The organism is Pseudomonas sp. KH_017, from assembly GCF_057840285.1.
This window is the reverse complement of record NZ_CM174509.1, coordinates 2,091,330-2,116,116: the sequence shown is the minus strand read 5'-3', so window position 1 is coordinate 2,116,116 and position 24,787 is coordinate 2,091,330. Positions and strand designations below refer to the sequence as shown.

At 61.8% G+C, this 24,787-nt stretch carries 21 protein-coding genes; 10 read left to right on the top strand and 11 right to left on the bottom strand.

Features of this window, described 5'->3' with window-relative positions; translation table 11 throughout:
- Window positions 1-225: 225 nt before the first annotated feature.
- Together AC3IT6_RS09640 and AC3IT6_RS09635 are read left to right on the top strand one after the other, a co-directional pair.
- Window positions 226-972 carry an SDR family NAD(P)-dependent oxidoreductase gene (locus AC3IT6_RS09640; protein WP_150759513.1) on the top strand — a complete coding sequence of 249 codons (747 nt, stop codon included), beginning with the start codon at window positions 226-228 and terminating at the stop codon, window positions 970-972.
- 72 nt (window positions 973-1,044) lie between these two features.
- Window positions 1,045-2,625 carry a FadD3 family acyl-CoA ligase gene (locus AC3IT6_RS09635; RefSeq protein WP_489355055.1) on the top strand — a complete coding sequence of 527 codons (1,581 nt, stop codon included), beginning with the start codon at window positions 1,045-1,047 and terminating at the stop codon, window positions 2,623-2,625.
- Window positions 2,626-3,492: 867 nt separating this feature from the next.
- Here AC3IT6_RS09635 and AC3IT6_RS09630 read toward each other — a convergent pair.
- On the bottom strand, window positions 3,493-4,371 hold the full coding sequence (locus AC3IT6_RS09630; RefSeq protein WP_489355053.1) for an SDR family NAD(P)-dependent oxidoreductase: 879 nt from the start codon (window positions 4,369-4,371) through the stop codon (window positions 3,493-3,495).
- Window positions 4,368-6,110: an FAD-binding protein gene (locus AC3IT6_RS09625; RefSeq protein ID WP_489355051.1), complete on the bottom strand. Its 1,743-nt coding sequence runs from the start codon at window positions 6,108-6,110 to the stop codon at window positions 4,368-4,370. The genes AC3IT6_RS09630 and AC3IT6_RS09625 overlap by 4 nt, the downstream gene beginning before the upstream one ends.
- A gap of 361 nt (window positions 6,111-6,471) precedes the next feature.
- On the opposite strand from AC3IT6_RS09625, the gene AC3IT6_RS09620 reads away from it, so the two are divergent.
- The 3 genes from AC3IT6_RS09620 (at window position 6,472) to surE (ending at window position 10,413) form a co-directional block, all read left to right on the top strand.
- Window positions 6,472-7,953, top strand: a complete 1,482-nt coding sequence (locus AC3IT6_RS09620; protein WP_489355049.1) for a DUF1302 domain-containing protein — start codon at window positions 6,472-6,474, stop codon at window positions 7,951-7,953.
- A gap of 23 nt (window positions 7,954-7,976) precedes the next feature.
- On the top strand, window positions 7,977-9,356 hold the full coding sequence (locus AC3IT6_RS09615) for a DUF1329 domain-containing protein (RefSeq protein WP_489355047.1): 1,380 nt from the start codon (window positions 7,977-7,979) through the stop codon (window positions 9,354-9,356).
- 79 nt (window positions 9,357-9,435) lie between these two features.
- Window positions 9,436-10,413 (top strand): 5'/3'-nucleotidase SurE, encoded by a 978-nt coding sequence (gene surE, locus AC3IT6_RS09610; protein ID WP_489355045.1) that lies wholly within the window; start codon window positions 9,436-9,438, stop codon window positions 10,411-10,413.
- Between the two features lie 1,002 nt (window positions 10,414-11,415).
- On the opposite strand, the gene AC3IT6_RS09605 is transcribed toward surE, so the two are convergent.
- The 5 genes from AC3IT6_RS09605 to AC3IT6_RS09585 all read right to left on the bottom strand — a co-directional run bounded on the left by AC3IT6_RS09605 (window position 11,416) and on the right by AC3IT6_RS09585 (window position 16,200).
- Window positions 11,416-12,363 carry an IS110 family RNA-guided transposase gene (locus AC3IT6_RS09605; RefSeq protein ID WP_489352329.1) on the bottom strand — a complete coding sequence of 316 codons (948 nt, stop codon included), beginning with the start codon at window positions 12,361-12,363 and terminating at the stop codon, window positions 11,416-11,418.
- A 242-nt stretch (window positions 12,364-12,605) separates the two neighbouring features.
- The gene (locus AC3IT6_RS09600) at window positions 12,606-13,064 is read right to left on the bottom strand and encodes an REP-associated tyrosine transposase (RefSeq protein WP_223449212.1); all 459 of its coding nucleotides are present in this window, start codon (window positions 13,062-13,064) and stop codon (window positions 12,606-12,608) included.
- 271 nt (window positions 13,065-13,335) lie between these two features.
- A complete protein-coding gene (locus AC3IT6_RS09595; protein ID WP_489355042.1) occupies window positions 13,336-14,451 on the bottom strand; it encodes a 3,4-dihydroxy-2-butanone-4-phosphate synthase in 1,116 nt (371 codons plus the stop codon).
- Entirely contained in the window at window positions 14,448-15,374 is a 927-nt protein-coding gene (locus tag AC3IT6_RS09590) for an alpha/beta hydrolase (protein ID WP_489355040.1), read from the bottom strand. The genes AC3IT6_RS09595 and AC3IT6_RS09590 overlap by 4 nt, the downstream gene beginning before the upstream one ends.
- Entirely contained in the window at window positions 15,361-16,200 is an 840-nt protein-coding gene (locus tag AC3IT6_RS09585) for an SDR family NAD(P)-dependent oxidoreductase (RefSeq protein ID WP_489355038.1), read from the bottom strand. The genes AC3IT6_RS09590 and AC3IT6_RS09585 overlap by 14 nt, the downstream gene beginning before the upstream one ends.
- 146 nt (window positions 16,201-16,346) lie before the next feature.
- On the opposite strand from AC3IT6_RS09585, the gene AC3IT6_RS09580 reads away from it, so the two are divergent.
- The 4 genes from AC3IT6_RS09580 to AC3IT6_RS09565 all read left to right on the top strand — a co-directional run bounded on the left by AC3IT6_RS09580 (window position 16,347) and on the right by AC3IT6_RS09565 (window position 20,079).
- On the top strand, window positions 16,347-17,390 hold the full coding sequence (locus AC3IT6_RS09580; protein WP_489355036.1) for a 3-ketosteroid-9-alpha-monooxygenase, oxygenase component: 1,044 nt from the start codon (window positions 16,347-16,349) through the stop codon (window positions 17,388-17,390).
- Between the two features lie 136 nt (window positions 17,391-17,526).
- Window positions 17,527-18,657: a helix-turn-helix transcriptional regulator gene (locus tag AC3IT6_RS09575; protein ID WP_095967425.1), complete on the top strand. Its 1,131-nt coding sequence runs from the start codon at window positions 17,527-17,529 to the stop codon at window positions 18,655-18,657.
- 87 nt (window positions 18,658-18,744) lie between these two features.
- The gene (gene nudE, locus AC3IT6_RS09570; RefSeq protein ID WP_489355035.1) at window positions 18,745-19,293 is read left to right on the top strand and encodes an ADP compounds hydrolase NudE; all 549 of its coding nucleotides are present in this window, start codon (window positions 18,745-18,747) and stop codon (window positions 19,291-19,293) included.
- Between the two features lie 618 nt (window positions 19,294-19,911).
- Window positions 19,912-20,079, top strand: coding sequence for a hypothetical protein (locus AC3IT6_RS09565; RefSeq protein WP_489355033.1), 168 nt, complete (start codon window positions 19,912-19,914; stop codon window positions 20,077-20,079).
- Window positions 20,080-20,141: 62 nt separating this feature from the next.
- Here the strand turns inward: AC3IT6_RS09565 and dmpG are convergent, their stop codons facing one another.
- Genes dmpG through AC3IT6_RS09545 form a run of 4 tightly spaced genes read right to left on the bottom strand, consistent with a single transcriptional unit; the run spans window position 20,142 to window position 23,732 of the window.
- Window positions 20,142-21,176, bottom strand: a complete 1,035-nt coding sequence (dmpG, locus tag AC3IT6_RS09560) for a 4-hydroxy-2-oxovalerate aldolase (RefSeq protein WP_102702278.1) — start codon at window positions 21,174-21,176, stop codon at window positions 20,142-20,144.
- Between the two features lie 13 nt (window positions 21,177-21,189).
- Window positions 21,190-22,098, bottom strand: a complete 909-nt coding sequence (locus AC3IT6_RS09555; protein WP_095944326.1) for an acetaldehyde dehydrogenase (acetylating) — start codon at window positions 22,096-22,098, stop codon at window positions 21,190-21,192.
- Window positions 22,099-22,116: 18 nt separating this feature from the next.
- A complete protein-coding gene (locus tag AC3IT6_RS09550) occupies window positions 22,117-22,908 on the bottom strand; it encodes a fumarylacetoacetate hydrolase family protein (protein ID WP_489355031.1) in 792 nt (263 codons plus the stop codon).
- Window positions 22,905-23,732 carry an alpha/beta fold hydrolase gene (locus AC3IT6_RS09545; protein ID WP_489355029.1) on the bottom strand — a complete coding sequence of 276 codons (828 nt, stop codon included), beginning with the start codon at window positions 23,730-23,732 and terminating at the stop codon, window positions 22,905-22,907. Before AC3IT6_RS09545 ends, AC3IT6_RS09550 begins: the two co-directional genes overlap by 4 nt.
- A gap of 266 nt (window positions 23,733-23,998) precedes the next feature.
- Here AC3IT6_RS09545 and AC3IT6_RS09540 point away from each other — a divergent pair, with 266 nt between their 5' ends.
- Complete coding sequence (locus AC3IT6_RS09540) at window positions 23,999-24,775, top strand: SDR family oxidoreductase (RefSeq protein ID WP_489355027.1); 777 nt, start codon at window positions 23,999-24,001, stop codon at window positions 24,773-24,775.
- Window positions 24,776-24,787 lie beyond the last annotated feature (12 nt).

Here is a 24,787-nt window from a genome sequence, read left to right as displayed (position 1 = left end):
TCCCTGTAGGAGCGAGCTTGCTCGCGATGGACGTCAACGATAACGCGTCCTGCCGGCATGAACGCGGTGCCTAGACGTTTTTCGCGAGCAAGCTCGCTCCTACAGTGAACAGCATTCCCCGACTGAGGCGCGCCATCGCCTTAGTCTCAACGGACGATCACTCAGGCCCGGTCTGCAGTTAGACTCGGCCACAGCATTAGCCCACAACAATAAAGAGGTGCAGTTATGGCTCGTTTGCAGAATAAGGTTGCGGTGGTCACCGGCGGTGCTTCGGGGATCGGTCTGGCCTGCGTGCGCCGTTTCGCCGCCGAAGGCGCGCAAGTGGTCGGGCTGGACATCGGTAGCGCACCGGCAGACTTTCCCGGCCTGTTCATGACCCTGGACGTGCGCGACGAAGCGCAGGTGCAGCAAGTCATGCAAGAAGTCGTCAGCCGCTTCGGGCGCATCGACGTGCTGGTCAACGCCGCCGGCGTCGCCGACCAGGGCAGCGTGACCCAGACCACCACCGCCGCCTGGCAACGGGTGATGGACATCAACCTGACCGGCAGCATGCTCACCAGCAAATACGCGCTGGAATCGATGGTGTCGCAACGCGGCGGCTCGATCATCAACGTCGGTTCGATCTTCGGCCTGCAAGGCTGCGACGGCAACGTCGCCTATAACGTGTCCAAGGGCGGCATCAACCAGTTGACCCGCTCGATGGCCATCGACTACGGCTATGCCAACATTCGCGTCAACGGCCTGTGCCCGGGCCTGATCGAAACGCCGATGACCAGCATGGTCCGCGAAAATGAGGCGGTCCACGCGTTTTTCGCCTCGCAACACATGCTCAGCCGCTCCGGGCAACCGGAAGAAGTGGCCAACGTCGCGCTGTTCCTGGCGTCCGACGAAGCGTCCTTTGTCAGCGGCCAGATGATCGCCGTGGACGGTGGTTTCTCCGCCGGCCGCCGTTTCGCCCCGCCCGCGCAGTAATTCGTTATCCAGCCGGGCGCCCTGCCCGGCCTACTCCCTTTCTCGTACTTGTCTTCTAACCGGGGAGGCCCCATGCCGCCTGTCGCCACCGCACTGACCATTGCTCAACTGTTCGCCAACGCTGCCCAGGCCTACGGCGACCGCCCGGCCATCGAGGACGCGGGCCACACCATCAGCTACCGACAACTGGACCAACTGCGCCGCCAGGCTGCCCGCGCACTGCTGGCCCTCGACGTACAGGTCGGGGACCGCGTGGCGATCTGGGCGCCCAACGTGTGGGAATGGATCGTTGCGGCTGGCGCCCTGCAAAGCGTCGGTGCCGCCCTGGTGCCGCTCAATACCCGGATGAAGGGCAGCGAGGCCGGCTACATCCTGCGCAAAAGCGGCACCTGCGTGCTGTTTGCCATCGGTGAATTCCTCGGCGCGGACTACCCCGGCATGCTGGCGTCGGAAGACCTGCCTGAGCTGCGCCACATCGTCAGCGTGCGCGGCGCCAACTCGGGCACCCTGGCTTGGGAACGGTTTATGGACCTGGCGGCCGACGTGCCGCACCTGGCCTTGCGCACCCGCGAACAGAGCGTTGGCCCGCAGGCCCTGTCCGACGTGCTGTTTACTTCGGGCACCACCGGCAAGCCCAAAGGTGTGATGACCAGCCACGGCCAGAACCTGCGCATCGTGCGCGACTGGAGCGATATCGTCGGTTTGCGCGAGAGCGATCGCTACCTGATCGTCAATCCGTTCTTCCATTCCTTCGGCTATAAGGCCGGGTGGCTGGCCGCATTGATGCGTGGCTGCACCCTCCTGCCGCAGCAAGTGTTCGACGTGCAGGCCGCGCTCGAATGCGTGCAACGCGAACGCATCACCGTGTTGCCCGGGCCGCCGACGCTGTATCAATCGTTGCTGGCCCATCCGCAACGCGGTGAATTCGACCTGAGCTCCTTGCGCGTGGCGGTGACCGGGGCGGCGGCGATCCCGGTGGAGATGATCCACCGCATGCGCGACGAACTCGGATTCGCCACCATCGTCACCGCGTATGGCCTGACGGAAGTCTGCGGTTTCGCCACGATCTGCCGCTCCGGCGACTCCGCGGAACTGGTCGCCAACACCAGCGGCCGGGCGATGCCGGGGGTGCAAGTGCGCTGTGTCGGCAACAGCGGTCGCAGCCAGCCGGCCAACATCCCCGGTGAAGTGCAGATTCGCGGCTACAACCTGATGCAGGGTTATCTCAACAACCCCGAAGCCAGCCAGGAGATTCTCGACGCCGACGGCTGGCTGCACACCGGCGACATCGGCATGCTCGACGAACAGGGTTACCTGCGCATCACCGATCGCCTCAAGGACATGTTCATCACCGGCGGCTTCAATGTGTATCCGGCGGAGATCGAACAGTGTTTGCTGACCTATCCGGGCGTGGCCCAGGCAGCGGTGATCGGCATTCCTGACGAGCGCCTGGGTGAAGTGGCGATGGCGTTCCTGCTGCCCGCGCCGGGTATGGAAATCGAACAGGCGCGGTTCCTCGCCTGGTGCCGTGAGCAGATGGCCAACTACAAGGTTCCACGCCGGGTGCAGGTGCTGCAGAAGATGCCGATCAATGCGGCGGGGAAAGTGACCAAGAATGTGTTGCGCGAGTGGGCACTGCAACCAGTCGGTTAATCGCAATCCCTGTGGGAGCAAGCTCGCTCCCACAGTGTTCGAGGGTGTCCTCAGACTTCGCGTCCGACACAGATCACCTGTGGGAGCGAGCCTGCTCGCGATAGCATCAGGTCAGTCAACATAGACGCTGGCTGACACTCCGTCATCGCGAGCAAGCTCGCTCCCACAGTGTTCGAGGGTGTCCTCAGACTTCGCGTCCGACACAGATCACCTGTGGGAGCGAGCTTGCTCGCGATAGCGTCAGGTCAGTCAACATAGACGCTGGCTGACACTCCGTCATCGCGAGCAAGCTCGCTCCCACAGTGTTCGAGGGTGTCCTCAGACTTCGCGTCCGACACAGATCACCTGTGGGAGCGAGCTTGCTCGCGATAGCGTCAGGTCAGTCAACATAGACGCTGGCTGACACTCCGTCATCGCGAGCAAGCTCGCTCCCACAGTGTTCGAGGGTGTCCTCAGACTTCGCGTCCGACACAGATCACCTGTGGGAGCGAGCTTGCTCGCGATAGCGTCAGGTCAGTCAACATAGACGTTGGCTGACACTCCGTCATCGCGAGCAAGCCCGCTCCCACAGTGTTCGAGGGTGTCCTCAGACTTCGCGTCCGACACAGATCACCTGTGGGAGCGAGCTTGCTCGCGATAGCGTCAGGTCAGTCAACATAGACGCTGGCTGACACTCCGTCATCGCGAGCAAGCTCGCTCCCACAGTGTTCGAGGGTGTCCTCAGACTTCGCGTTCGACACAGATCACCTGTGGGAGCGAGCTTGCTCGCGATAGCGTCAGGTCAGTCAACATAGACGTTGGCTGACACTCCGTCATCGCGAGCAAGCCCGCTCCCACAGGTGTCGTGCGTGTGCCGTGAGGACGGCGTCAGACCACCCGCGCCGGATGCTGCTGGCGCGGGTCGCCGAGCATAGCGCGATGGGACGGTGGCTGGCGGCCTTCGGCTTCGGTGATGCCGTAGCCAGGGGCGATTTCGGCGGTGATCAGGGTCTGCCCGGACAACGCCATCAACTGCGGATCATTGAGCAAGGCATGAATCACCCGCCCGTTGAATTGCGGGGTTTCGGCGTGGGCCAGAAACGCCTGGTACTGCTCGCCATGCTGCTCGCCGGCAATCCTGGTGCGTTCGGTCAGTTGCGGGCCGAGCCACAGCGACAACGCCGCCACGCCCTGCCCTTCGAAATCGATCGCCATGTCCGCCGCCAGTTTGTCGACTCCAGCCTTTTGCGCGCCGTACGCCGGGCCATGCATGTAGCACCCGGCACCGAACGACGAGGTAAAGCAAATCAGCCCTTGGGCACTTTTCAGCAACAGCGGCGCGGCGTAGTAGCTGGCGATGTAGGCCGAGCGCAGACCGACGTCGAGAATGCGCACCAGCTCCAGCGGCTTGGCCCAGAACGGTCCTGGTTCGATCAACTGGTCATGGATGAACGCAGCGTTGTTCACCAGCAAATCCAGATGTCCGCACTCTTCTTCTACGCGGGCAAACAACGCCCGAACCTGCGCGTCATCGGCGTGATCACAGACCACCGCGATACCGCGCCCGCCGGCGGCGGTGATCGCGACGGCGGTGTCCTCCAGCGAGCCGTGCAAGGCATGCCCGTACAAATTCGATCCGCCCTGCGTCGGGGCGCGACCAGTGACGTACACGGTCATGCCGGCCGCCCCAAGGGCCAAGGCGATGCCCTGGCCCACTCCGCGACTGGCGCCGGTAACGACAGCGATCTGTTGACGTGGGTGATTCATTCGACACTCCCGAACAAGGTTTTCGCCGAAGCGGTTTCGCTCTGGCGCTTGATGTGATTGGCCGCCAGGTAACCGAAGGTCATGGCCGGGCCGATGGTCGAACCGGCGCCCGGATAGGTGCGGCCCATCATCGAGGCGGCGCTGTTGCCGATGGCGTACAGACCGCTGATCGGTTCGCCGTCTTCATGCAACACACGGGCGTGCACGTCGGTCAGCAGGCCACCCTTGGTGCCGATGTCGCCGGCGTCGATTCGCACGGCATAGAACGGCCCTTTGAGCAACGGCGCCAGGCACGGATTGGGTTGCACGTTGGGGTCGCCGTAGTAGCGATCGAACAGCGATTCACCCTTGTGGAAATCCTCGTCGACACCCTGCACGGCCATGCCGTTGAAACGCTGCACGGTGCGCACCAACCCGCCCGCGTCGACGCCGATTTTCGCCGCCAGCTCTTCCAGGCTCGACGCCTTGTGGAAGTAGTCGCGCAGGTGCTCGGGCAATTGCCAGTCGCGCTGGGCATAACCCGGCAGCAAGGCACCGCACGGGTATTTGCGGCGGAACTCGGCGTCGAACACCATCCAGCACGGCACGCTCTCGGCGCCTTCGCGGTTGTTGGCGTACATCGCGTAAACGATATCGGTATAGGGCGCAGCTTCGTTGACGAAACGCTCCCCCGCTGCGTTGACCATCACGCACCCCGGCAAGGTGCGTTCAACGAACAGCGCACGCTGTTTTTCTTCGCCCTTGACGTAAGTGGTCGGCGCCCACCAGCTATGTTCCATCAACGCGGTCCGCGCGCCGATGGCCTGACCGGCGCGAATGCCGTCGCCGGTATTGTTCGGCGGCGTGGCACTCCAGTTCGCCCGGGACGGCTGCGGCAGGTACTGCTCGCGCATCGCCTGGTTACGCTCGAAACCACCGGCGGCGATGATCACCCCGTAGCGCGCCTTGACGTTGAGCAGCTGACCGTTGCGATTGACCCGCGCCCCGCCGACCCGGTCGTCGACCAGCAGCAGCTCTTCCAGCGCACAGTTGAGCCACAGCGACTTGCCGCGATCCTGCAACGAACAGCGCAAGGCACCGATCAAGGCATTGCCCAGGGTCAGGAAACGGTCGCGACGGGACAAGCGCCGCCCCTCGCGATCACGCCAGTAGCGCCACATCACCCGCAGGGTCAGGCGCAACCAGCCGGGGCCGCGGCACAGCAACACTTGCGCTTCTTTCATGGTCATCGCCATGCGCCCCATCATCAGGGTGCCGGGGGACGGTGCGCGCATGCGCAAAAATTCTTCACCGAGTTCGGCGGCATCGAACGGTTGCGGATCCATCGAGCGATAGCCCGGTTTGCCGCCCTCGACCTCCGGGTAGTAATCGGCGTAGCGCGGTTGCGCCTCGAAGCGCACGCGGGTGTGTTTTTCCAGGTACTCGACCATCTCCCGGCCGTGCTCGACATAGGCTTCGATGCGCCCGTCGTCGATCTCGCCATGGGTCACGGCGCGGATGTAGGCAATCGCTTCGGCTGCCGAATCGCTGCCGCCAATCGCATTGATCCGGTGGTTGTTGGGGATCCAGATGCCGCCGCCGGACACCGCCGAGGTGCCGCCGTACTCGCCGCTCTTTTCGATCAGCAGCGCATTCAACCCCAGGTCGTGGGCGCGCAGCGCAGCGGTCATGCCCCCGGCTCCCGAGCCAATCACCAATACATCACAGCACTCGTCCCATTTGATCCCGGCAGCGTTCATGCGATCACCCTTGTTCAGCGCCCATCAGGCAGAAACCGCCACCGCCGGATCTTCGCCCGGTGCAGTCGGTCTCGGGATTGTTCGCCGCGCGCGCCGGGTGTTCATCGTCCGATAAGACTAAGGCCAGAACTGCAACTGCCCTGTACAAATCGCTTAGTCCGCTTGGACGATGTTGCGCACAATTGGTGACTCCATAGTCGCCCACAGCACCAATCACCCCCTGAAATGCAGGTCGGGCAGGTCTGACCTGGGCCATGAGGACGACATGATAAAAACAATAATCGCCCCACCAACACAGCACCCTCGCGTACAGCTTGTTCTATTGATGCTGGCTGGCGGACTTAGCGCTCACGTTAACGCCATGAGCTTTCAGCCAAGCGAAGACTTGAGCATCGACTGGGACACCACACTGACGTACAGCCTCGCCTGGCGGACCGAGGCTCGCGATCACAAACTGACCGCCAACGCTAACGGCAACGATGGCGACAACGCGTTCGACAAAGGCAGCCTGATCAACAACCGCAGCGGCTTTCTCACCGAAGCCAACATCAAGTGGCAGGACGACTACGGCGTGTTCGTCCGGGCAACGGGCTTCTACGACAACGTTTACGATCAGGACAACGACAACACCACCGGCACCTCGAACTGCTTCGCTGGCGGCCATTGCAGCAAACCCGACCGTTTCTCCCAGGACACCATCGACCAGCACCGCAATGAACTGCGCATGCTCGATTACTACGCCTATGGCACCTGGGACGTGAGCGGCCACGCCCTCAACGCGCGCCTGGGTAACCAGGTGGTGAGCTGGGGTGAAAGTCTGTTCTATCCGGGTATTTCCGCGGCCCAGAGCCCGGTGGACGCGACCAAGGCGACCACCCCGGGCGTCGAGGTCAAGGAAATCCTGCTGCCGGTCGGCCAATTGTTCACCCAGTTCGCCCTGACCGAAAGCCTGGGTATCCAGGCCTACTACCAATACAAGTGGGAGAAAACCGAGCTGTTCGGCGTGGGTAGCTACTTCTCCACCACCGACTTCATCGATGAGGGCGGCTTCAACGACGCCTCCGGTTTCATAACCCGCCTGAAGGACGACAAACCGAGCGACAGCGGCCAGTACGGTCTGGCCTTCACCTACGCCGCCGAGTCGCTGAAAAACACCGAGTTCGGCATCTACTACTCGCGTTATCACGACAAGACCCCGTCGCTGGACTTCGCATCGACCCTGGGCCGCTATCAGGTGCGCTACTTCGACAACATCGACCTGTTCGGCGCGAGTTTCGCCACGGTGCTGGGCGACGTCAGCTGGGCCGGTGAAGTCAGCTACCGCGACGGTACGCCGGTGATGGTCGACAACGGTTTCTCCAGCCCCGTGCGCGGCAAGACCGTGCAAGCGCAAACGTCGATGATCTACGTGCTCGGCCCGACTTCTTTCGCCGACAACACCACCCTGACCGGCGAGGTGGTCTACAACACCGTGGTCAGCAACGACAAGTCGCAGCCAGTGACCCTGGCCCCTGGCTTCGCGCTGCCGGGAACCGACAGCCTGGTCTATGACCGCGATGCCTGGGGCTACACGGTGCAGGCGAACTTTGACTACAACAACGTGTTCAACGGATGGGACATGTCGGTGCCTGTCACCTTCAGCGCCGCCGCCCACGGCGACAGCTCGATGGTCGGCTCGATCAACGCCGGCCAGAACGATAACCGCGCCAGCATCGGCAGTTCGTGGCGCTACCTGGGCAACTTCACCGTCGAGGCCCGCTACAACGCCTACCTCGCCAGTGCCAACAACAGCCCGTTGGCCGACCGCGACAACGTCGCACTCAACTTCAAGTACCGGTTCTGATTCCCCTGTCGGAGGAGCACAGCATGTCCAGATTCACCCAAACATTATTGAGCACCGCGCTGACCGTCGGCCTGCTCGGCAGTGGCCTGGCCTACGCCAAGGTCAGCCCCGAAGAAGCCGCCCGCCTGGGCCAGGACCTGACCCCGATGGGCGCCGAAAAAGCCGGCAACGCCGACGGCAGCATCCCGGCCTGGTCCGGCAAATGGCGCGGTCTGCCGCCGGGTCTCACATTCGGTGGTACAGGCACGCCGTACCCGGACCCGTACGCCGCGGAAAAACCACTGTTCGTGATCGATTCGAAGAACATGGACAAGTACGCCGCCAACCTCACCGACGGCCAGAAAGCGTTGTTCAAGCGCTACCCGGACTCTTTCAAGATGCCGGTGTACCCGAGCCATCGCGACTTCCGTGTCGATCAGCTCACCGAAGACGGCATCAAGAAAAACGCCCTGAACGCGGAGCTCTCAAACGACGGCAACGACACCAGCAATGCCTTCGGTGCCTCGCCTTTCCCGATTCCGAAGAACGGCAACGAACTGATCCTCAACCACACCATGTCAGGGCGGTCCTTCACCGAAGAGGCCGTCTACCAACAGGCAGTGATCTATCCCGACAAAAATCGGGTGACGGAGAAGGTCGACTACAAGATCTTTTCGGTGTGGGCCGACCCCAAAAAGACCCTGGACACATCCGGTGGCATCCTCACGCACTTTTTGCTCACCACCCTGGAACCCGTGCGCAAGAAGGGTGAGATCGTCGTCGGTCACGAGTTCATCAATGCCACCGCCGAACCTCGGCAAGCCTGGCAATACTCCCCGGGTCAACGCCGCGTGCGCCGCGCGCCGACCGTCGGCTACGACTCGCCTAGCGGTGCGGGCGGCTTCCGGGTCTATGATGAAGATCGCTTGTTCAACGGCGCCCCGGATCGCTACAACTGGTCCATCGTCGGTAAAAAAGAGATCTACATTCCGTACAACAACTACAAGATCGACCAGCCTGACGTAAACATCGAACAGATCCTGTCCACCACCGGTCACATCAACCCGGATATCATGCGCTACGAGAAACACCGCGTGTGGATCGTGCAGGCCACGCTCAAGCCAAACGCACGGCACCTCTATGCCAAGCGTGTGCTCTACCTGGACGAGGACAGCTGGCAGGCTGCCCTGGCAGACAACTACGACAGCCGTGGGCAACTGTGGCGCACCAACATGCAAACCTCGATCTACGCCTATCACATCGAGCGTTTCCACTCCCGTCTGGGCATCTACCACGACCTGATCGCAGGCTCCTACCTGGTTGACCGCATGCTGGTCGATCAAAAGCCTGCCAAGCTCAATGCCAGCAATTTCGTCGACGACGATTTCACCGCCGGCAACCTGCGCAAGCTCGGCACCCGCTAAACCTCTGACGCTCCGACCGATTCATTTGGTCGGGGCGTCATGCTCTGTCAAATCCGCTCCTCCCACGGAAGACTCCCCCATGAACAAACTCCTTACCGGCATCATCGCCATGGCCAGCGTTGGCCTGTCGATGCAAGCCAACGCCCTGAACATTTTGCTGACCAACGACGATGGCTGCCGCGCACCCGGCATCGATGCGATGTACCGCGCCCTGACCGCCGCCGGGCACAAGGTCACCCTCGTTGGCCCGTTGAACGACAGCAGTGGCATCAGTGCTGCCAGCGTGGTCGTGCCCGGCCAAGCGCTGGCGGTGACCGAACTGTCGCCGGGCAAATTTTGCGTCGGGCCGCCGGAGGGCTACACCCCGCCTGCCGGCAAGACCTCTGCCATCGGCACGCCGGTGGATGCGGTGAATGTCGGCCTCGACGTGATCCTAAAGGACAACCGGCCAGACCTGGTGGTGTCAGGCAGCAACTTTGGCGAAAACGTCGGCCCGCTGACCCAGATGTCCGGCACCCTCAACGCTGCGGTGCGGGCGATGTTCAAGGGGATTCCGGCGGTGGCGGTGTCCACGGCCATCGACATGGACCTGATCATCCGCGACCAGCAGGCCGGCTACCGCAAGACCCTCGGCGCCATGGACGACACGGCGCGCTTTGCCGTGAAGGTCATCGAACAGGCGAGCCTGGCCGGTACAGAAGCCAGACAAGCCTGCGCCAGGAACAAACATCAGTGTGATTTGAACGTGCTCGGCCTGCCGGGTGTCAGCGGTCTGAACCTCAACTACCCGCCCCTGAAACCCGATGAAGTCAAAGGCGTGAGCTTTGCGCCGATCGGCAACTGGGATCGCGTGAACTTCACCTCGCAGCGCGGCGCCGACGGCGTGGTCCACGTCAACCTGGCCCCGCCGTCGACACCGACCGAAGTCCAGCAAAAGGCCGATGCCTATCAACTGTGGCAAGGCCATGCGGTGATCACCGTGATCGACGGCAACATGGCCGCGCCGCAGGCGCTGCAGGACCAGGCGAAGAAGATGTTGCACGGGATCAAGCCTTAAGCCAGCGCGGAACGGTGTTCATCACAAAACCATTGTGGGAGCGAGCTTGCTCGCGATGAGGCCGGCACTTTCAACATCGATGTCGCCAGACACTCCGCCATCGCGAGCAAGCTCGCTCCCACAGGGTTACCGGGTGTACGCAATATCTGCGGGTAACCAAAAATCATTGTGGGAGCGAGCTTGCTCGCGATGAGGCCCGCACATTCAACATGGATGTCGCCAGACACTCCGCCATCGCGAGCAAGCTCGCTCCCACAGGGTTGTCAGGTGTACGCAACATCTGCGGGTAACCAAAAACCATTGTGGGAGCGAGCTTGCTCGCGATGAGGCCGGCACATTCAACATGGATGTCGCCAGACACTCCGCCATCGCGAGCAAGCTCGCTCCCACAGGATTAGCAGGTGTACGCAATATCTGCGGATAACCAAAAACCAGTGTGGGACCGAGCCTGCTCGCGATGAGGCCGGCACATTCAAAACAGTTGTCGACTGACACTCCGCCATCGCGAGCAAGCTCGCTCCCACAGGATTTAGCGGGTGTACGCAATATCTGCGGATAACCAAAAACCAGTGTGGGACCGAGCCTGCTCGCGATGAGGTCGGCACATTCAAAACAGTTGTCGACTGACACTCCGCCATCGCGAGCAAGCTCGCTCCCACAGGATTGCAGGTGTACGCAATATCTGCGGATAACCAAAAACCAGTGTGGGACCGAGCCTGCTCGCGATGAGGCCGGCACATTCAAAACAGTTGTCGACTGACACTCCGCCATCGCGAGCAAGCTCGCTCCCACAGGATTGCAGGTGTACGCAATATCTGCGGATAACCAAAAACCAGTGTGGGACCGAGCCTGCTCGCGATGAGGCCGGCACATTCAAAACAGTTGTCGACTGACACTCCGCCATCGCGAGCAAGCTCGCTCCCACAGGGTTAGCGGGTGTACGCAATATCTGCGGGTATCCAAAAAATCATTGTGGGAGATTCTATGGTTGAGGGGAAGCCCTCAACCTGCTTTCGGTTGGTATTCACCTTGCCCTTTCAGCAGTGCAAATACGATCCGGGCCAGTTTACGGGCCAAGATCACCAGTGCCTGCGTAGTACTGAACCCTTTAGCTCTTTGTTCTTGGTAAAAACCTTTCCAGGCGGCTGTGCGGCTGGCCGACATGGCAGCGTTGTGCAAAAGCCGACGCGCCTCCGGATCGCCTCGCTTTGTCAGGCTGCGGCGACCGTCTTTTTGTCCTGACTGCGATACCCGCAAATCCATCCCCAAAAACGCGATGAAGGCATCTGCATTTCTGAAATCGCCTCGCTGAAAGGCCGCGATCAAGCGGGCGCCAGTCAGAAAACCAATACCTTCAACTTTCATGCAACGCTTCAACTGGGCAAGCAAGCCGGCCTCTTTCAGGCGGTCGTTGATCATTTTCTCGACCAGCCCTTCAAGCCTCTGCATGGAGGCCACTTGCTCGGCAAAAGCGGCTTTGAGCAGCGGTTCATTTGTCCAGCTCTGCACCAGGCCAACCCGCGCCTGAACCAGCGCCGCGCGCCGGCGGAAAAGGCTCAAGAGGCAGCGGTACAGCGGCGATGGCGGAATCCATGGATGGAGCTCTTCATACTCGTTCTTCAGATAACGAGCGAGCAACTTTGCATCCAGTGCGTCCGTTTTGGCGCGAACCTTCACACCTTTGCGGTAGTGACTCAGTTCATAGCCGCCGACCATGTAAATGGTGCAACCGGCCTCATGGGCCAGGTCGGCGAACTCCAGGTGATAGATATTGGTCGACTCAATCGCGACATCGACCGGTGCCGGCAAGGCTTTCAGCCATTTCTTGATGGCTGGCTTGTTATTGGGAAGCGTCTCAAGCAGATCCAGTTCGGCCTGATAGATCATCAATTCATTCTTGGCGACATCCACGCCCACGATTGGTTTGATAGCAGAAACCGGCATTGCCATTGAACATCCCCCGAGATATGGTTTTGAGCACTTGAAGGGCTCACCCAGAGGCGCAGGCTTGTTCCTATCGTCGGTCTAGCCAGATGCATTCTTTATCGGCGCTTGGGTGAAAGGAGGAGGGGCGAAATCTCCCACGGATCTGTACTGCGCTAACAGTCAGAATCGAGCCTTGTCCCTCCTCCTCCCTTCAAGTCCTAGCATACAAGCGAGCCTGCTCGCGATGGTGGCAACGCGGTTACGGATCAAACCCAGATAGCGTCCCACAACGGATAATCACCCAGCTTCTCCACCAACCCAGCACGTAACGGGTTGGCGACGACATATCGAGCAAGCTTTACCAGATCCTCATCCCGCCGCAGCGCCCGATCATGATAACCCTGCTGCCAAAGACTGCCGCTACGACCAGAGGTCATGTTCACAGCCCGCGTACTCAATGATTTGGTTTTTTGCATCAGTTGACTGAGTGAGCACTGCTGCAACTCGATCAACCAATGAAAATGATCAGGCATGACGACCCAGGCTAAAGAGTTCGCCCAGTATTGTTCCTGTGCATATTGAAATTGCGTGACGACCAGCCTGCCCAAACCGAACTCCTTGAAAACCGGTTCTCGGCCCAGTGTGTTGCTCGTCAGCAGGTAGATCCTGTTGGGTTCAGGATAGCGGCCTGTGCGCAGGCGATGTGAAGCGGGTAAATCCGGCATTCCTTTGCCCTCTCCATGGTGAATTCAGGAGGAAGGCTAGACCGGTGGATGCTTGAGCGTTGGGTAAGCTTTTGACTGGATGTGACCAATCGATAGCTATCGCGAGCAAGCTCGCTCCCACAATGATTTCGGCTGCTCGCAGATATTGCATACACCCATTAACCCTGTGGGAGCGAGCTTGCTCGCGATGAGGTCAGCACATTCAAAATAGATGTTGACTGACACTCCGCCATCGCGGGCAAGCCCGCTCCCACAGATTTAGGTGTTGGCTTTAGATAGCCGGCTGGAACGGCACGAACTCCGTCACTTCCAGATCAAACCCGGACACGGCCTTGTACGGCACCGGCGAGCTCATCAGGCGCAATTTGCGTACGTTCTGGTCACGCAGGATCTGCGCGCCGATGCCCAGGGTCCGTTGCGGAAACTGTGACGCCAGGTGCTTGCCTGCGTTGCGCTGACGCAGTTGTTCGAGCACGCCCTCGGCGGTTTCCTTTTGCGCCAGCAGCACCAGCACACCGCTACCGGCCGCCGCGATACTGGCCAGCGAACGCTCCAGGGTCCACTGTTGCGGCCCGCCTTCGCGTTCACACCCCAGCACGTCACGCAACGTCTCGATGCTTTGCACCCGCACCAGCACCGGTTGCGTGCTGTCGATCCGGCCCTTGACCAGCGCCATGTGCAACGAGCCCTGGTAGGTGTCCTGATAGGTGGTCACCTGGAACTCGCCATGGCGGGTATGCAACGGATATTCGCCGCCGCGCTCGATCGTGCCTTCATGCAGGATGCGATAGTGAATCAGGTCGGCAATGGTGCCGATCCGCAAGCCATGCCGCTGGGCGAAGTCATGCAACTCGGCGCCACGGGCCAGTTCGCCGTCCTCGTTGAGAATGCCCACCAGCGTTGCCGCCGGTTGCAGCCCCGCCAGTCGCGTCAGGTCGCAAGCGGCCTCGACATGACCGGCCCGCTGCATCACGCCACCGGGCAACGCCTGCACCGGGAAAATGTGCCCCGGCTGCACCAGGTCTGCCGGAACGCTGGCCGGGTCGACCGCCACCTGGATCGACCGCGCCCGGTCTGCCGCCGAGATACCCGTGGACACCCCGGTGGCGGCTTCGATCGAGCGGGTAAAACCCACGCCATGTTGCGCCCGGGAGTTGGGCACCATCAGGTCCAGGCCCAGCGCGCGGCAGCGCTGCTCGGTCAGGGCCAGGCAAATCAGCCCGCGCGCCTGCACCGCCATGAAGGTGACGGCCTCGGCCCCGGCCTGTTCGGCGGCTATCAGCAACGAGCCTTCGCCGTTGTGTTCGTCGTCTGTGATCACCACCATCCGACCGGCACCGATGGCCTCGATCAGTTGCGGCACCGTGTTGAAAGCCAGGCCGTTCACTGGAGTGCCCCGCGCAGGTCGGCCGCCGCATCGGACAAGGCACGTGCCGCCCCTTCGACAAAGGGCGCCATGCTGATAAAGCCGTGGATCATGCCGTCACAACGCTGGACGCGCACAGGCACACCGGCCTCGCGCAGGCACTCGGCCATTGCCTCGCCTTCATCGCGCAACGGGTCGAATTCGGCGGTAATCAGGGTCGTTGGCGGCAATCCCGCCAGGCTCTCGGCGCGCAGTGGCGAGGCCAAAGGATCATCCGCCTGCCCAACGTCTTGCAGATATTGCTGCCAGAACCAGCGCATCATCCCGGCGGAAAGCAGATAACTCTCGGCAAAGTCTTCGAAGGACCGAGAGTCGCAACCTGCGTCGGTAACGGGATAGAACAGGCACTGATAACTGATCTTCGGCCCCTGGCGTCGTGCCGCCAACTGACTGACAGCCAGCGCCAGATTGCCCCCGGCACTGTCCCCGGCCACGGCCAGCCGGCTGCCATCGACGCGCAGTTCAGCTGCGTGCTCAACCAGCCAGCAGGTGGCCGCGTAACAATCGAGCGGTGCAGCCGGGAACTTGTTTTCCGGAGCCAGTCGGTAGGCGACCGACACCACCACCGCCTCGGTCTGACGGGCCAATGAACGGCAGAGATTGTCGTGGGTATCGAGATTGCCCATGACAAATCCGCCGCCATGGAAAAACACCAGTAACGGCAGGTTGGGTTCTTCCGATGGCCGGTACAGCCGTGCGTCCAGATCACCGTCCGCGCCGGCCACCCGCAAGTTCCGCACCTCGCTCATCGGATCGCCGGGGATGGCCGGCAGCAGGTTGTCGGAGAACTGCCGGTACTGTGCGGGATCGACCTGACTGAAGTCGGGCTCCGGGATGTCGCGAAACTGCTGGAGTACTCCAGCGATCTGCTTATCGAGCGGCATGGGCATCATCCTCTACGTCAGTCATTTGAAACTGCGGATTGGTTTCTCCCAGGATGCTTTGCAGACGGCGTTCAAGGGCCGGTTTGAAACTCTTGTGGGGCAGGATCCAGAAACGCTTTTGCGCGACGGCGGCGAACACTTGCGCAGCCAGCTCCGCCGGGGTCATGCCCTGGCGAACGGTGCTGTCGAGCAGTTGACTGAAGTCGGATCCGGCGGTGCCCACCATCTGGTTCGACGCCATGATTTCACTGGCCACCGGCCCCGGGCACAGCACCGAAACCGACACCGGTGCACCCAGCATGGCGAGTTCGTAATGCAGGGTTTCCGAGAGCGCGACCACGGCCTGCTTGGTCACGTTGTACGGTGCCATCAACGGACTGCTGACCAGCCCGGCAAGGGACGCCGTGTTGATCACATGGGCTACCCGGCCCTGACTGAGCAGCAGCGGCACAAAGCTGCGAATGCCGTTGATCACGCCGTTGAGGTTGACGTTCAGTATGCGCTGCCATTGCGCCTCGGTGATTTCCCAGCTGAAGCCGGTTTGCATCACCCCAGCGTTGTTGAACAGCAGGTCGACCCCGCCAAAGTGCTCGACAGCCTGGTCACGCAAGCGCTCGACCTGCTTCACTTCACCGACATCGGTGACGCAGGCAATCGCTTGCACACCGCGGGCCTTCAATTCGTCGCACAGGGCTTGCAGGCCCGCTGCATCCCGATCCGCCAGCACCAGGCGCATGCCCAGCGTCGCCGCGTGTTCAGCCAGGCCTCGGCCAATACCACTGGCGGCTCCGGTAATCACCGCTACCAGCCCTTGTTCATTACTCATCGCCTACTCCTGCCATGGGTCCAATGTCGCCAGTAGAGCCGGCCTACTTGAAGCAGCCATCGTCCATTCAGACGATGCCCGCTTTTACAGGGGCGGCAGAATCCGTTACATGCGCCAAACCCGTGATCCCTTGGGAGAATAATAAGATGAGTACCCTGCACCGCATCGAAGCCAAACTGCTGGAAGACCGTTACGCCCGCGGCTGGCATTGCCTGGGCCTGGCCTCGCAATACCGCGATGGCAAGGCCCATCGCCTGGAGGTGTTCGGCACCCGCCTGGTGGCGTTCCAGGGTGAAGACGGCGAACTGCATATTCTTGATGGCTACTGCCCGCACATGGGTGCCGACCTGAGCACCGGTTGCGTTGAAGGCAACTCGATCCGCTGCCCGTTCCACGCCTGGCGCTGGGGCGCCGATGGCGTATGCGATGACATCCCATATGCCAAGCGCATTCCGCCACGGGCCAGGATCAAAAGCTGGCCGATCATGGAAGAGAACCAGCTGCTGTTCGTCTGGAATGACCCCGAAGGCAACCCGCCGCTGCCGGAACAACGCATTCCGCGCATCGACGCCTGCTACAGCGACGAATGGGCGGCGTGGGAAGTCGCCGAATTGCAGATTGGCACCAACTGCCGCGAACTGATCGACAACATCGCCGACATGGCGCACTTCGGCACCGTGCACGGCGCGCCGGTCGAAGAGTTCATCAACATTTTCCAGGGCCACCTGGCCACCCAGATCATGCGCGCCCGCAGTGAGCGCCTGTCCGGCGACAGTGTGCTGGCCACCGAAGCCACTTATTTCGGCCCGGCCTATCAGATCACCGAAATGAACGGCGCCATGAACGGCCAGCCGATCCATTCGATCCTGCTCAACTGCCACGTGCCGATCGATCTGGACAGCTTCACCCTGCGCTACGGCGTGCTGGTGAAAAAGATCCCGGGGCTCAGCGAAGAGCAGAACCAGGCGATGGCCAAGGCCTACGTGGCGCAGGCGCAGGCAGCCTTCTACGAAGACGTGGCCATCTGGCATAGCAAGACCCGCGTCGACAACCCGCTGCTATGTGACGGCGACGGTCCGGTCTACCAGTTGCGTCGTTGGTACGAGCAGTTCTACACCGATGTGGAAGCACTGTCGGCCGACGTTGCCGAACACAAGAAGTTTGTCGTGCGCGCCAGCGAACGGGTCTGACGCCAGCGGCTTTTCGCCCGCCCCGGGCCTGACCGGCAGCCGCCTGTCAGGCCCTGAGCCCAAGCGTTGCAAGGAGTCGATACCGGCGCTTATTCTCGGCCACCGCCAATGCTAATAATAAAAACGGTTTTTCCCCATGCAGCAGAGCCTCAGCCTCGATACGTTCAGTGATTTGATCGGCAACCTCTATCAGGGTCCGCTGGAAACCATTCCCTGGGCCACCTTTCTCAATCAGCTCAACGTGCATCTGAACAGCAAGTACGTGACCTTCATCCTGCGTCCGCCCAGCGCCCACGTGGACGGCCTGATGGTCAACACCACCGGCACCTCGACCGAGGCGACCGCGTCGTACAACAAACACTTTTTCAGTCTTGACCCGTTTGTCGACCTGCCCAACCGCCAGGTCGTGACCCTCGCCGAGTTCGTCTCCAACGACGACTGGCAGAATTCCGAGTTCTACAAGAACTTCCTTGAACCGGTTGACGTGTTCCACATCCTCGGCGCCGACATCAACACCGTCGACGGCGCCCAGTGCCGCATTCGCATCAGCCGCGGACGTGACGACAAGCCTTTCGGCAATGAAGAAAAGGCCATGCTCACGCATTTCATCCCGCACCTGGAACGTTCGATCAAGATCCACATGCAACTCAACCGCATTGAAGCCGAGCGCAACCTGTACGCCGGCGCGGTGAACCAGATGGCAGTCGGAACGATCATCCTCGATGAGTCCGGCAAGGTCCTGCAGACCAACCAGGTCGCCGACCGGCTGATCCAGGAAAAGGACGGCATCAAACTGGTCAACGATGGCCTGCAGGTCGGTACGGCCCGGGACACCCAGGAGTTCCGCCGACTGGTCAAACAGTCGCTGCTGTCGCAAAAGAGCAGCAACCCGTCGGTGGTCGAAGCCCTGCGCGTGCAGCGGCCGTCCGGCAAAGCGGACCTGGGGATCATCGTGCGCTCGGTGCCATTGACCGACTGGAGCGAAGGCAAGCAGTGCCCCACCGTGGTGATTTTCATCAGCGACCCGGAACAACAGTCCACCGCACCGCAGGAAATCGTTCGCGCACTGTTCGACTTCACCCCGGCGGAAACCCAGCTGGCGATGTTGCTGGCCAACGGCTTGACCCTCGACGAAGCGTCGGAGGAGCTGGGCATCAGCCGCAACACCTCGCGGGCACACCTGCGCTCGACCTTCTCCAAGACCGGCGTGACCCGCCAGACCATGCTGGTGCGCCTGATTCTGCGCAGCGTGGCGACCCTCGGCTGACCCTCATTGCCGCCCTCGTCCGCTCGGACGATGGCGGCCCCCGTTGCACAGCGCACAGTGTCTTTATCCCAAACAGGGGACTACCCCATGCGCAACTGCCCAACCATCCTCAAGACTGAACTGCTGGCGCAAAGCGGCCACTTTCAGATCGAAGCCCTGCACCTGCAATTCAGCAACGGCCAGCAGCGGGTCTACGAACGCCTGCGCGGCACCGGTTATCGCTCGGTGATGCTGGTGGCGATGCCCGATCCAGAGCATGTGCTGCTGGTGCGCGAATACGCGGTCGGAGTGGAAAAAACCATTCTTGGCCTGCCCAAGGGCGGCGCCGAGCCCGATGAAGACTATTTGCAGGCGGCGCAGCGCGAGCTGAGCGAAGAAGTCGGAATGCGCGCAGCACGCCTCACCGAGCTGGGCGAGCTGACCTTGGCACCAGGGCATTTGTGCCATCGCTACCGGGTGGTACTGGCCGAACAACTGAGCCCCTGCCAACTGCAAGGCGACGAACCCGAACCCCTGGAATGTCTGCGCATCCCACTGGCACAAATCCCCGAACTGGTGGCCCGTGGCGAACTGCACGAGGCCCGGGCGATTGCGGCGCTGTTCATGGCAATTGGCGCCCTCGCCCAACGCGTTTGACACAACACAAAAAAACTGTGGGAGCGGGCTTGCTCGCGAAGAGGCCGGTACATCCAACATCCATATCACCTGACATACCGCCTTCGCGAGCAAGCCCGCTCCCACAGCGGATCACCGCCAGACGCAAATCCCGGGAACGCCAAATCACCTTGTGGGAGCGGGCTTGCCCGCGAAGAGGCCGGTACATCCAACATCCACATCGCCTGACACACCGCCATCGCGAGCAAGCCCGCTCCCACAGCGGATCAAGGCCAGACACAAATCCCGGGAACGCCAAATCACCTTGTGGGAGCGGGCTTGCCCGCGAAGAGGCCGGTACATCCAACATCCACATCGCCTGACACACCGCCTTCGCGAGCAAGCCCGCTCCCACAGGGGATCACCGCCAGACACAAATCCCGGGAACGCCAAATCACCTTGTGGGAGCGGGCTTGCCCGCGAAGAGGCCGGCACATCCAACATCCATGGCGTCTGACCCACCGCCTTCGCGAGCAAGCCCGCTCCCACAGGGGCCTGCAGCGCTTTCAAGCCATCGCCTAGTCCATTCGGACGAAGTCACGCTCCGCACGCCGTCATAACGTATCGCTACAACAACAAAAATCCGTTTCGAGGCTCGCCATGCGAAAAGCCACCTGCGCCCTGTTCATCATCGTCTGTGCCGGCAGCACCGCCAGCCTGTGTGAATTGTTCAAGAATGAAGCCTACCGACCGACCACAGCCTACTTCAGCTGTTCGAGCTCGGCCATCAACTGTTATCCGCCCGTGGTGCGTAATCTGATGCCTTGAGCGCGGTTTCCACCGGCCATAAAAAAACCACCGGATCGGTGGTTTTTTCGTTGCCGCAATAATCAGGTCGGCAGTACACCCCTGGCCCGCGACAGGGTCAACGCCAGGTCTTCAATCATGTCTTCCTGCCCCCCCACCGTGCCACGCCGCCCCAGTTCCACCAGCAGCTCACGAGCAGCAATCCCGTACTTCTGCTCAGCCCGCTTGGCGAACAACAGGAACGAGCTATAGACCCCTGCATAACCCAACGTCAGCGCATCGCGGTCGAGGCGGATCGGCTGGTCCATCATCGGCACCACCAGGTCTTCGGCCACGTCCATGATCTTGTACAGGTCGACGCCGCTGTTGACGCCCATCCGCTCCAGCACCGCGACAAACACTTCCAGCGGCGTATTGCCCGCCCCCGCGCCAAGGCCCGCGACCGAACCGTCGATCCGCGCAGCACCGGCCTCGATGGCGGCCAGGGAGTTGGCGATGGCCATGCCCATGTTGTGGTGGCCGTGGAAACCGACTTCGGTCCCGGCGTTCAGTCCGGCACGCAGGGCTCCGATCTTTTGCGTCACTTCATCGGGCAGCATGTAGCCGGCCGAGTCGGTGCAGTAGATGCAATTGGCGCCGTAGCTTTCCATCAGCCGCGCCTGCTCCAGCAATTTCTCCGGGCTGACCATGTGCGCCATCATCAGGAAGCCGACGGTGTCCAGGCCCATCTTCGCCGACATGCCGATGTGCTGGCCGGACACGTCTGCCTCGGTGCAGTGAGTGGCGACGCGAATGGTCGACACGCCGTGTTCGTGGGCCATCTTCAGGTGGTCGAGGGTGCCGATCCCCGGCAACAACAGCGCCGAGACCTTGGCCTGTTTCATCTGCGGGATCACCGCGGCGAAATACTCCTCGTCACTGTGGGCGGGGAAACCGTAGTTCAGCGACGCACCACCCAGGCCATCGCCGTGGGTGATTTCGATCAGCGGCACACCGGCCGCATCGAGGCCGGTGGCCACCGAGACCATTTGTTCAATGCTGATCTGGTGCTGTTTGGCGTGCATGCCGTCGCGTAGGCTCATGTCATGCAGACGGACGCTCTTACCTTGCAAATTCATCGGGATTCTCCACTCAACGGACAGGCAGTTGCAGGGTGCCCTTGTGGGCTTCTTCAGCGAACATCTCGGCGGTGCGCAATCCGGCGGCGGTCATGATGTCGAGGTTGCCGGCGGACTTGGGCAGGAAATCGCCGAGGCCTTCGACCTCGATGAAAATCGACACCTTGCGCCCGTCGAACACCGGCCCGTTGATCAGCTTGTAGCCGGGCACATAGCGCTGAACTTCGCGGACCATCTCCAGCACCGAGGTGCGGATCGCATCCTGGTTCGGCTCGTCATCGGTCAGGCAGTGGATGGTGTCGCGCATCATCAACGGCGGCTCGGCCGGGTTGATCACGATGATCGCCTTGCCGCGACGGGCGCCGCCGATCTTCTCCACCGCACCGGCGGTGGTGCGGGTGAATTCGTCGATGTTCTGCCGCGTGCCCGGGCCGACCGAACCGGAAGAAACCGTTGCGACGATTTCGCCGTAGCTCACCGGTTGCACCCGCGACACCGCCGCCACCATAGGGATGGTCGCCTGGCCACCGCAGGTGACCATGTTGACGTTCATCGCCAGGCTCGACGCGTGCTCCTTGAGGTTGACCGGCGGCACGCAGAACGGGCCGATGGCCGCTGGCGTGAGGTCGATCATGATCACCCCCAGCTCGTTGAGCTTGCGGCTGTTTTCCGCGTGCACGTAAGCCGAGGTGGCATCGAAGGCAATGCGAATGTCATCGTCGAGTACGTGAGGCAGCAAGCCATCGACACCGCCGGCGGTGGTTTTGATGCCCATTTCCCGGGCACGTTTCAGGCCTTCGGATTCAGGGTCGACACCCACCATCCACACCGGCTCGATCCATTGCGATCGGCACATTTTCATCAGCAGATCGGTGCCGATGTTGCCCGGGCCGATAATGGCCGCTCTGAGTTTTTTGCTCATTGGGTCAAACTCCAAAAGTCAGGCGCAGAAAGACACCCGGGCACTGCCCAGGCCATCAATGGTCAGTTCAAAACGGTCGCCGGCACGGGCCGGCTCCAGTGGTACCAGAGAGCCGGACAGGATGATTTCCCCGGCCTTGAACGGAATGCCGAACGCACCGAGGGTGTTGGCCAGCCAGGCCACGGCGGTCAACGGGTTGCCCTGCACCGCCGAACCCAGGCCTTCGCTCAGGGGTTCACCGTTCTTGAACACACGCATGCGCAAGTTGGGCAGGTCCAGTTTACGGGGATCGACCTTGCTGTCACCCAACACGAACACGCCGCAAGAGGCGTTGTCAGCGACTGTGTCCTGGATGCGGATGCGCCAGTCGTGAATCCTCGAGTCGACGATCTCGAAGCACGGCATCACGTATTCGGTGGCGGCCAGCACGTCGGCTTCGGTGATGCCGGGGCCGACCAGATCATGCTTGAGCTTGAAGGCGATCTCGCCTTCGGCACGAGGCTGGATCAGTTTGTTGGCGGACAGGGAAATCCGCGCATCGTCATCGAACGACATCTGCCGCGTGATGAAGCCGAAATCCGGCTGATGCACGTTGAGCATCTGCTGCACCGCCGCCGAGGTCACGCCGATTTTCTTGCCGACGATCTGGTCACCAGCCGCCACCCGACGCTCAATGGCGTACAGGGAAATGTGATAGGCGTCTTCGATGCTGATCGACGGCCAGCGCTCGGTCAGCGGCGCCAGGGTGGAGCCGCTGAGCAGCGCCTGATAAAGCTCTTCGCCGAACTCACGGCGCAATTGCACGCTCATCTGCGGGCCTCCTGAAAAAAAGCCAGGCACTGGTGGTTGAACAGATCACGGTGCTCGACCTGGACCCAATGCCCGCACTCGCTGAGCATCACGAAGCGGATGCCGGAGCAGTTTTCAAGCATGGTCTGGGCACCGGAGGACGGGCAGAACTTGTCGTTCATGCCCCAGAAGCCGAGGATCGGGCACTGCAATTCGCCCAGGCGCGACGTCATGTTCGGCACCTGCATGGTCGATAGCACGCACACCGGTTGCTGTTGCACCACGGCCACCCGCTCGTTGACCGTCTCGTCGCTGATCAGGCTTTCGTCGAACAGTTGCAACGCCAATAGGCGACGCATCCCGGCGGCGTCATTCAGTTCACCCTTGGCGAAGGCCGCGCCCATTTTCTGGATGCCTTCCATCTGCAGGTAATACTGTTCCTTTTCCATCAGGCCTCCGGGCGCCATCAGCACCAGGCGGCTGACACGCTGCGGTTGGTCGAGGGCCAGTTTGATCGCGATCGCGCCGCCCAGGGAGTTGCCGACCAGTACGCAACGCTGGATGTCGAGGGCGTCGAGCAAACCGCTCAGCGCTGCGACAAAGAAGTCCAGGGTGTAGAGGGTGTCGGGTTTGTCCGAAGCGCCGTAGCCCGGCAGATCCGGGACGATCACCCGGTAACCGGCTTCGGCGAACACCGGGTAGTTCTGCTTGAAGTTGCTGTGACCGCTGGCGCCCGGCCCGCTGCCATGGATGAAAATCACCGGCTCGCCGTTACCGGTGTCTTTGTAGTGCAGCTGCAAACCATCCGGCAGCGTAACGAAGTGCCCTTGCGCTGAAGCGCCCATAAGGTGTCCTCCCGGCCTGTTGTTGTAGCGGGATTATTCCGAGGGGTCGGGTCGCCAACATCGTCCGACAGGACTACGCCCCTGTAGGAGCGAGCTTGCTCGCGATGGACGTCAACGAAAACGCGCCCAGCCTGATTGAACGCGTTGTCCAGACGTTCTTCGCGAGCAAGCTCGCTCCTACAGTCTCTAGTCTCATCGGACGTTGGCCTACAAAGACGGTCGACCTAGCATCGACGGCATTCCCGAGCGACAAAAAGAGAATTCCCATGCTTGATCCGATGGACTTTCGCGGCAAAGTGGTACTGGTCACCGGCGGTGGCAAAGGTGTGGGTCGCGGCATCAGCCAGCGCTTCCTCGACTGCGGCGCCGAGGTGGTGATCTGCGGTCGCGAAGCCCCGCCAACCTTGCCCGCCAGCGGCGGACGCGAGGCGCTGTTCCTGCCCTGCGACCTGCGGGACGTCGAGCAGTCCGGGCGTTTGATCGCACAAATCGTCGAGCGTTTCGGTCGCCTCGATGTGCTGGTCAACAACGCTGGCGGCTCACCGAATGCCGACGCGGCCACGGCTTCGCCGCGCTTCAGCGAGGCAATCATCCGTTTGAACTTGATCGCACCGCTGAATCTGTGCCAGCAGGCCAACCAGGTGATGCAGGCGCAGGCTGACGGCGGCGCGATCATCAACATCTGCAGCGTCAGCGCCACCCGCCCTTCCCCGGGCACCGCCGCATATGGCGCGGCCAAGGCCGGTCTGCTGAACCTGACCACTTCGCTGGCGGTGGAATGGGCGCCGAAGGTGCGGGTCAACGCCGTCACTGCCGGGCTGATTCTCACCGAGCAGGCGGCCATGCATTATGGTGACGACGCGGGCATTGCCCGGGTGGCGGCGACCATCCCGTTGCAACGACTGGCAACCCCGGAGGACATTGGCGACACGTGCCTGTACCTGGCCTCGAAACTGGCCCGTTACGTCAGCGGCACGGATATCGCGGTGCATGGCGCGGGCGAACGCCCGGCGTTTCTCGACGCGGCCCAATCCCATTCATAAGAAGACTTTCGA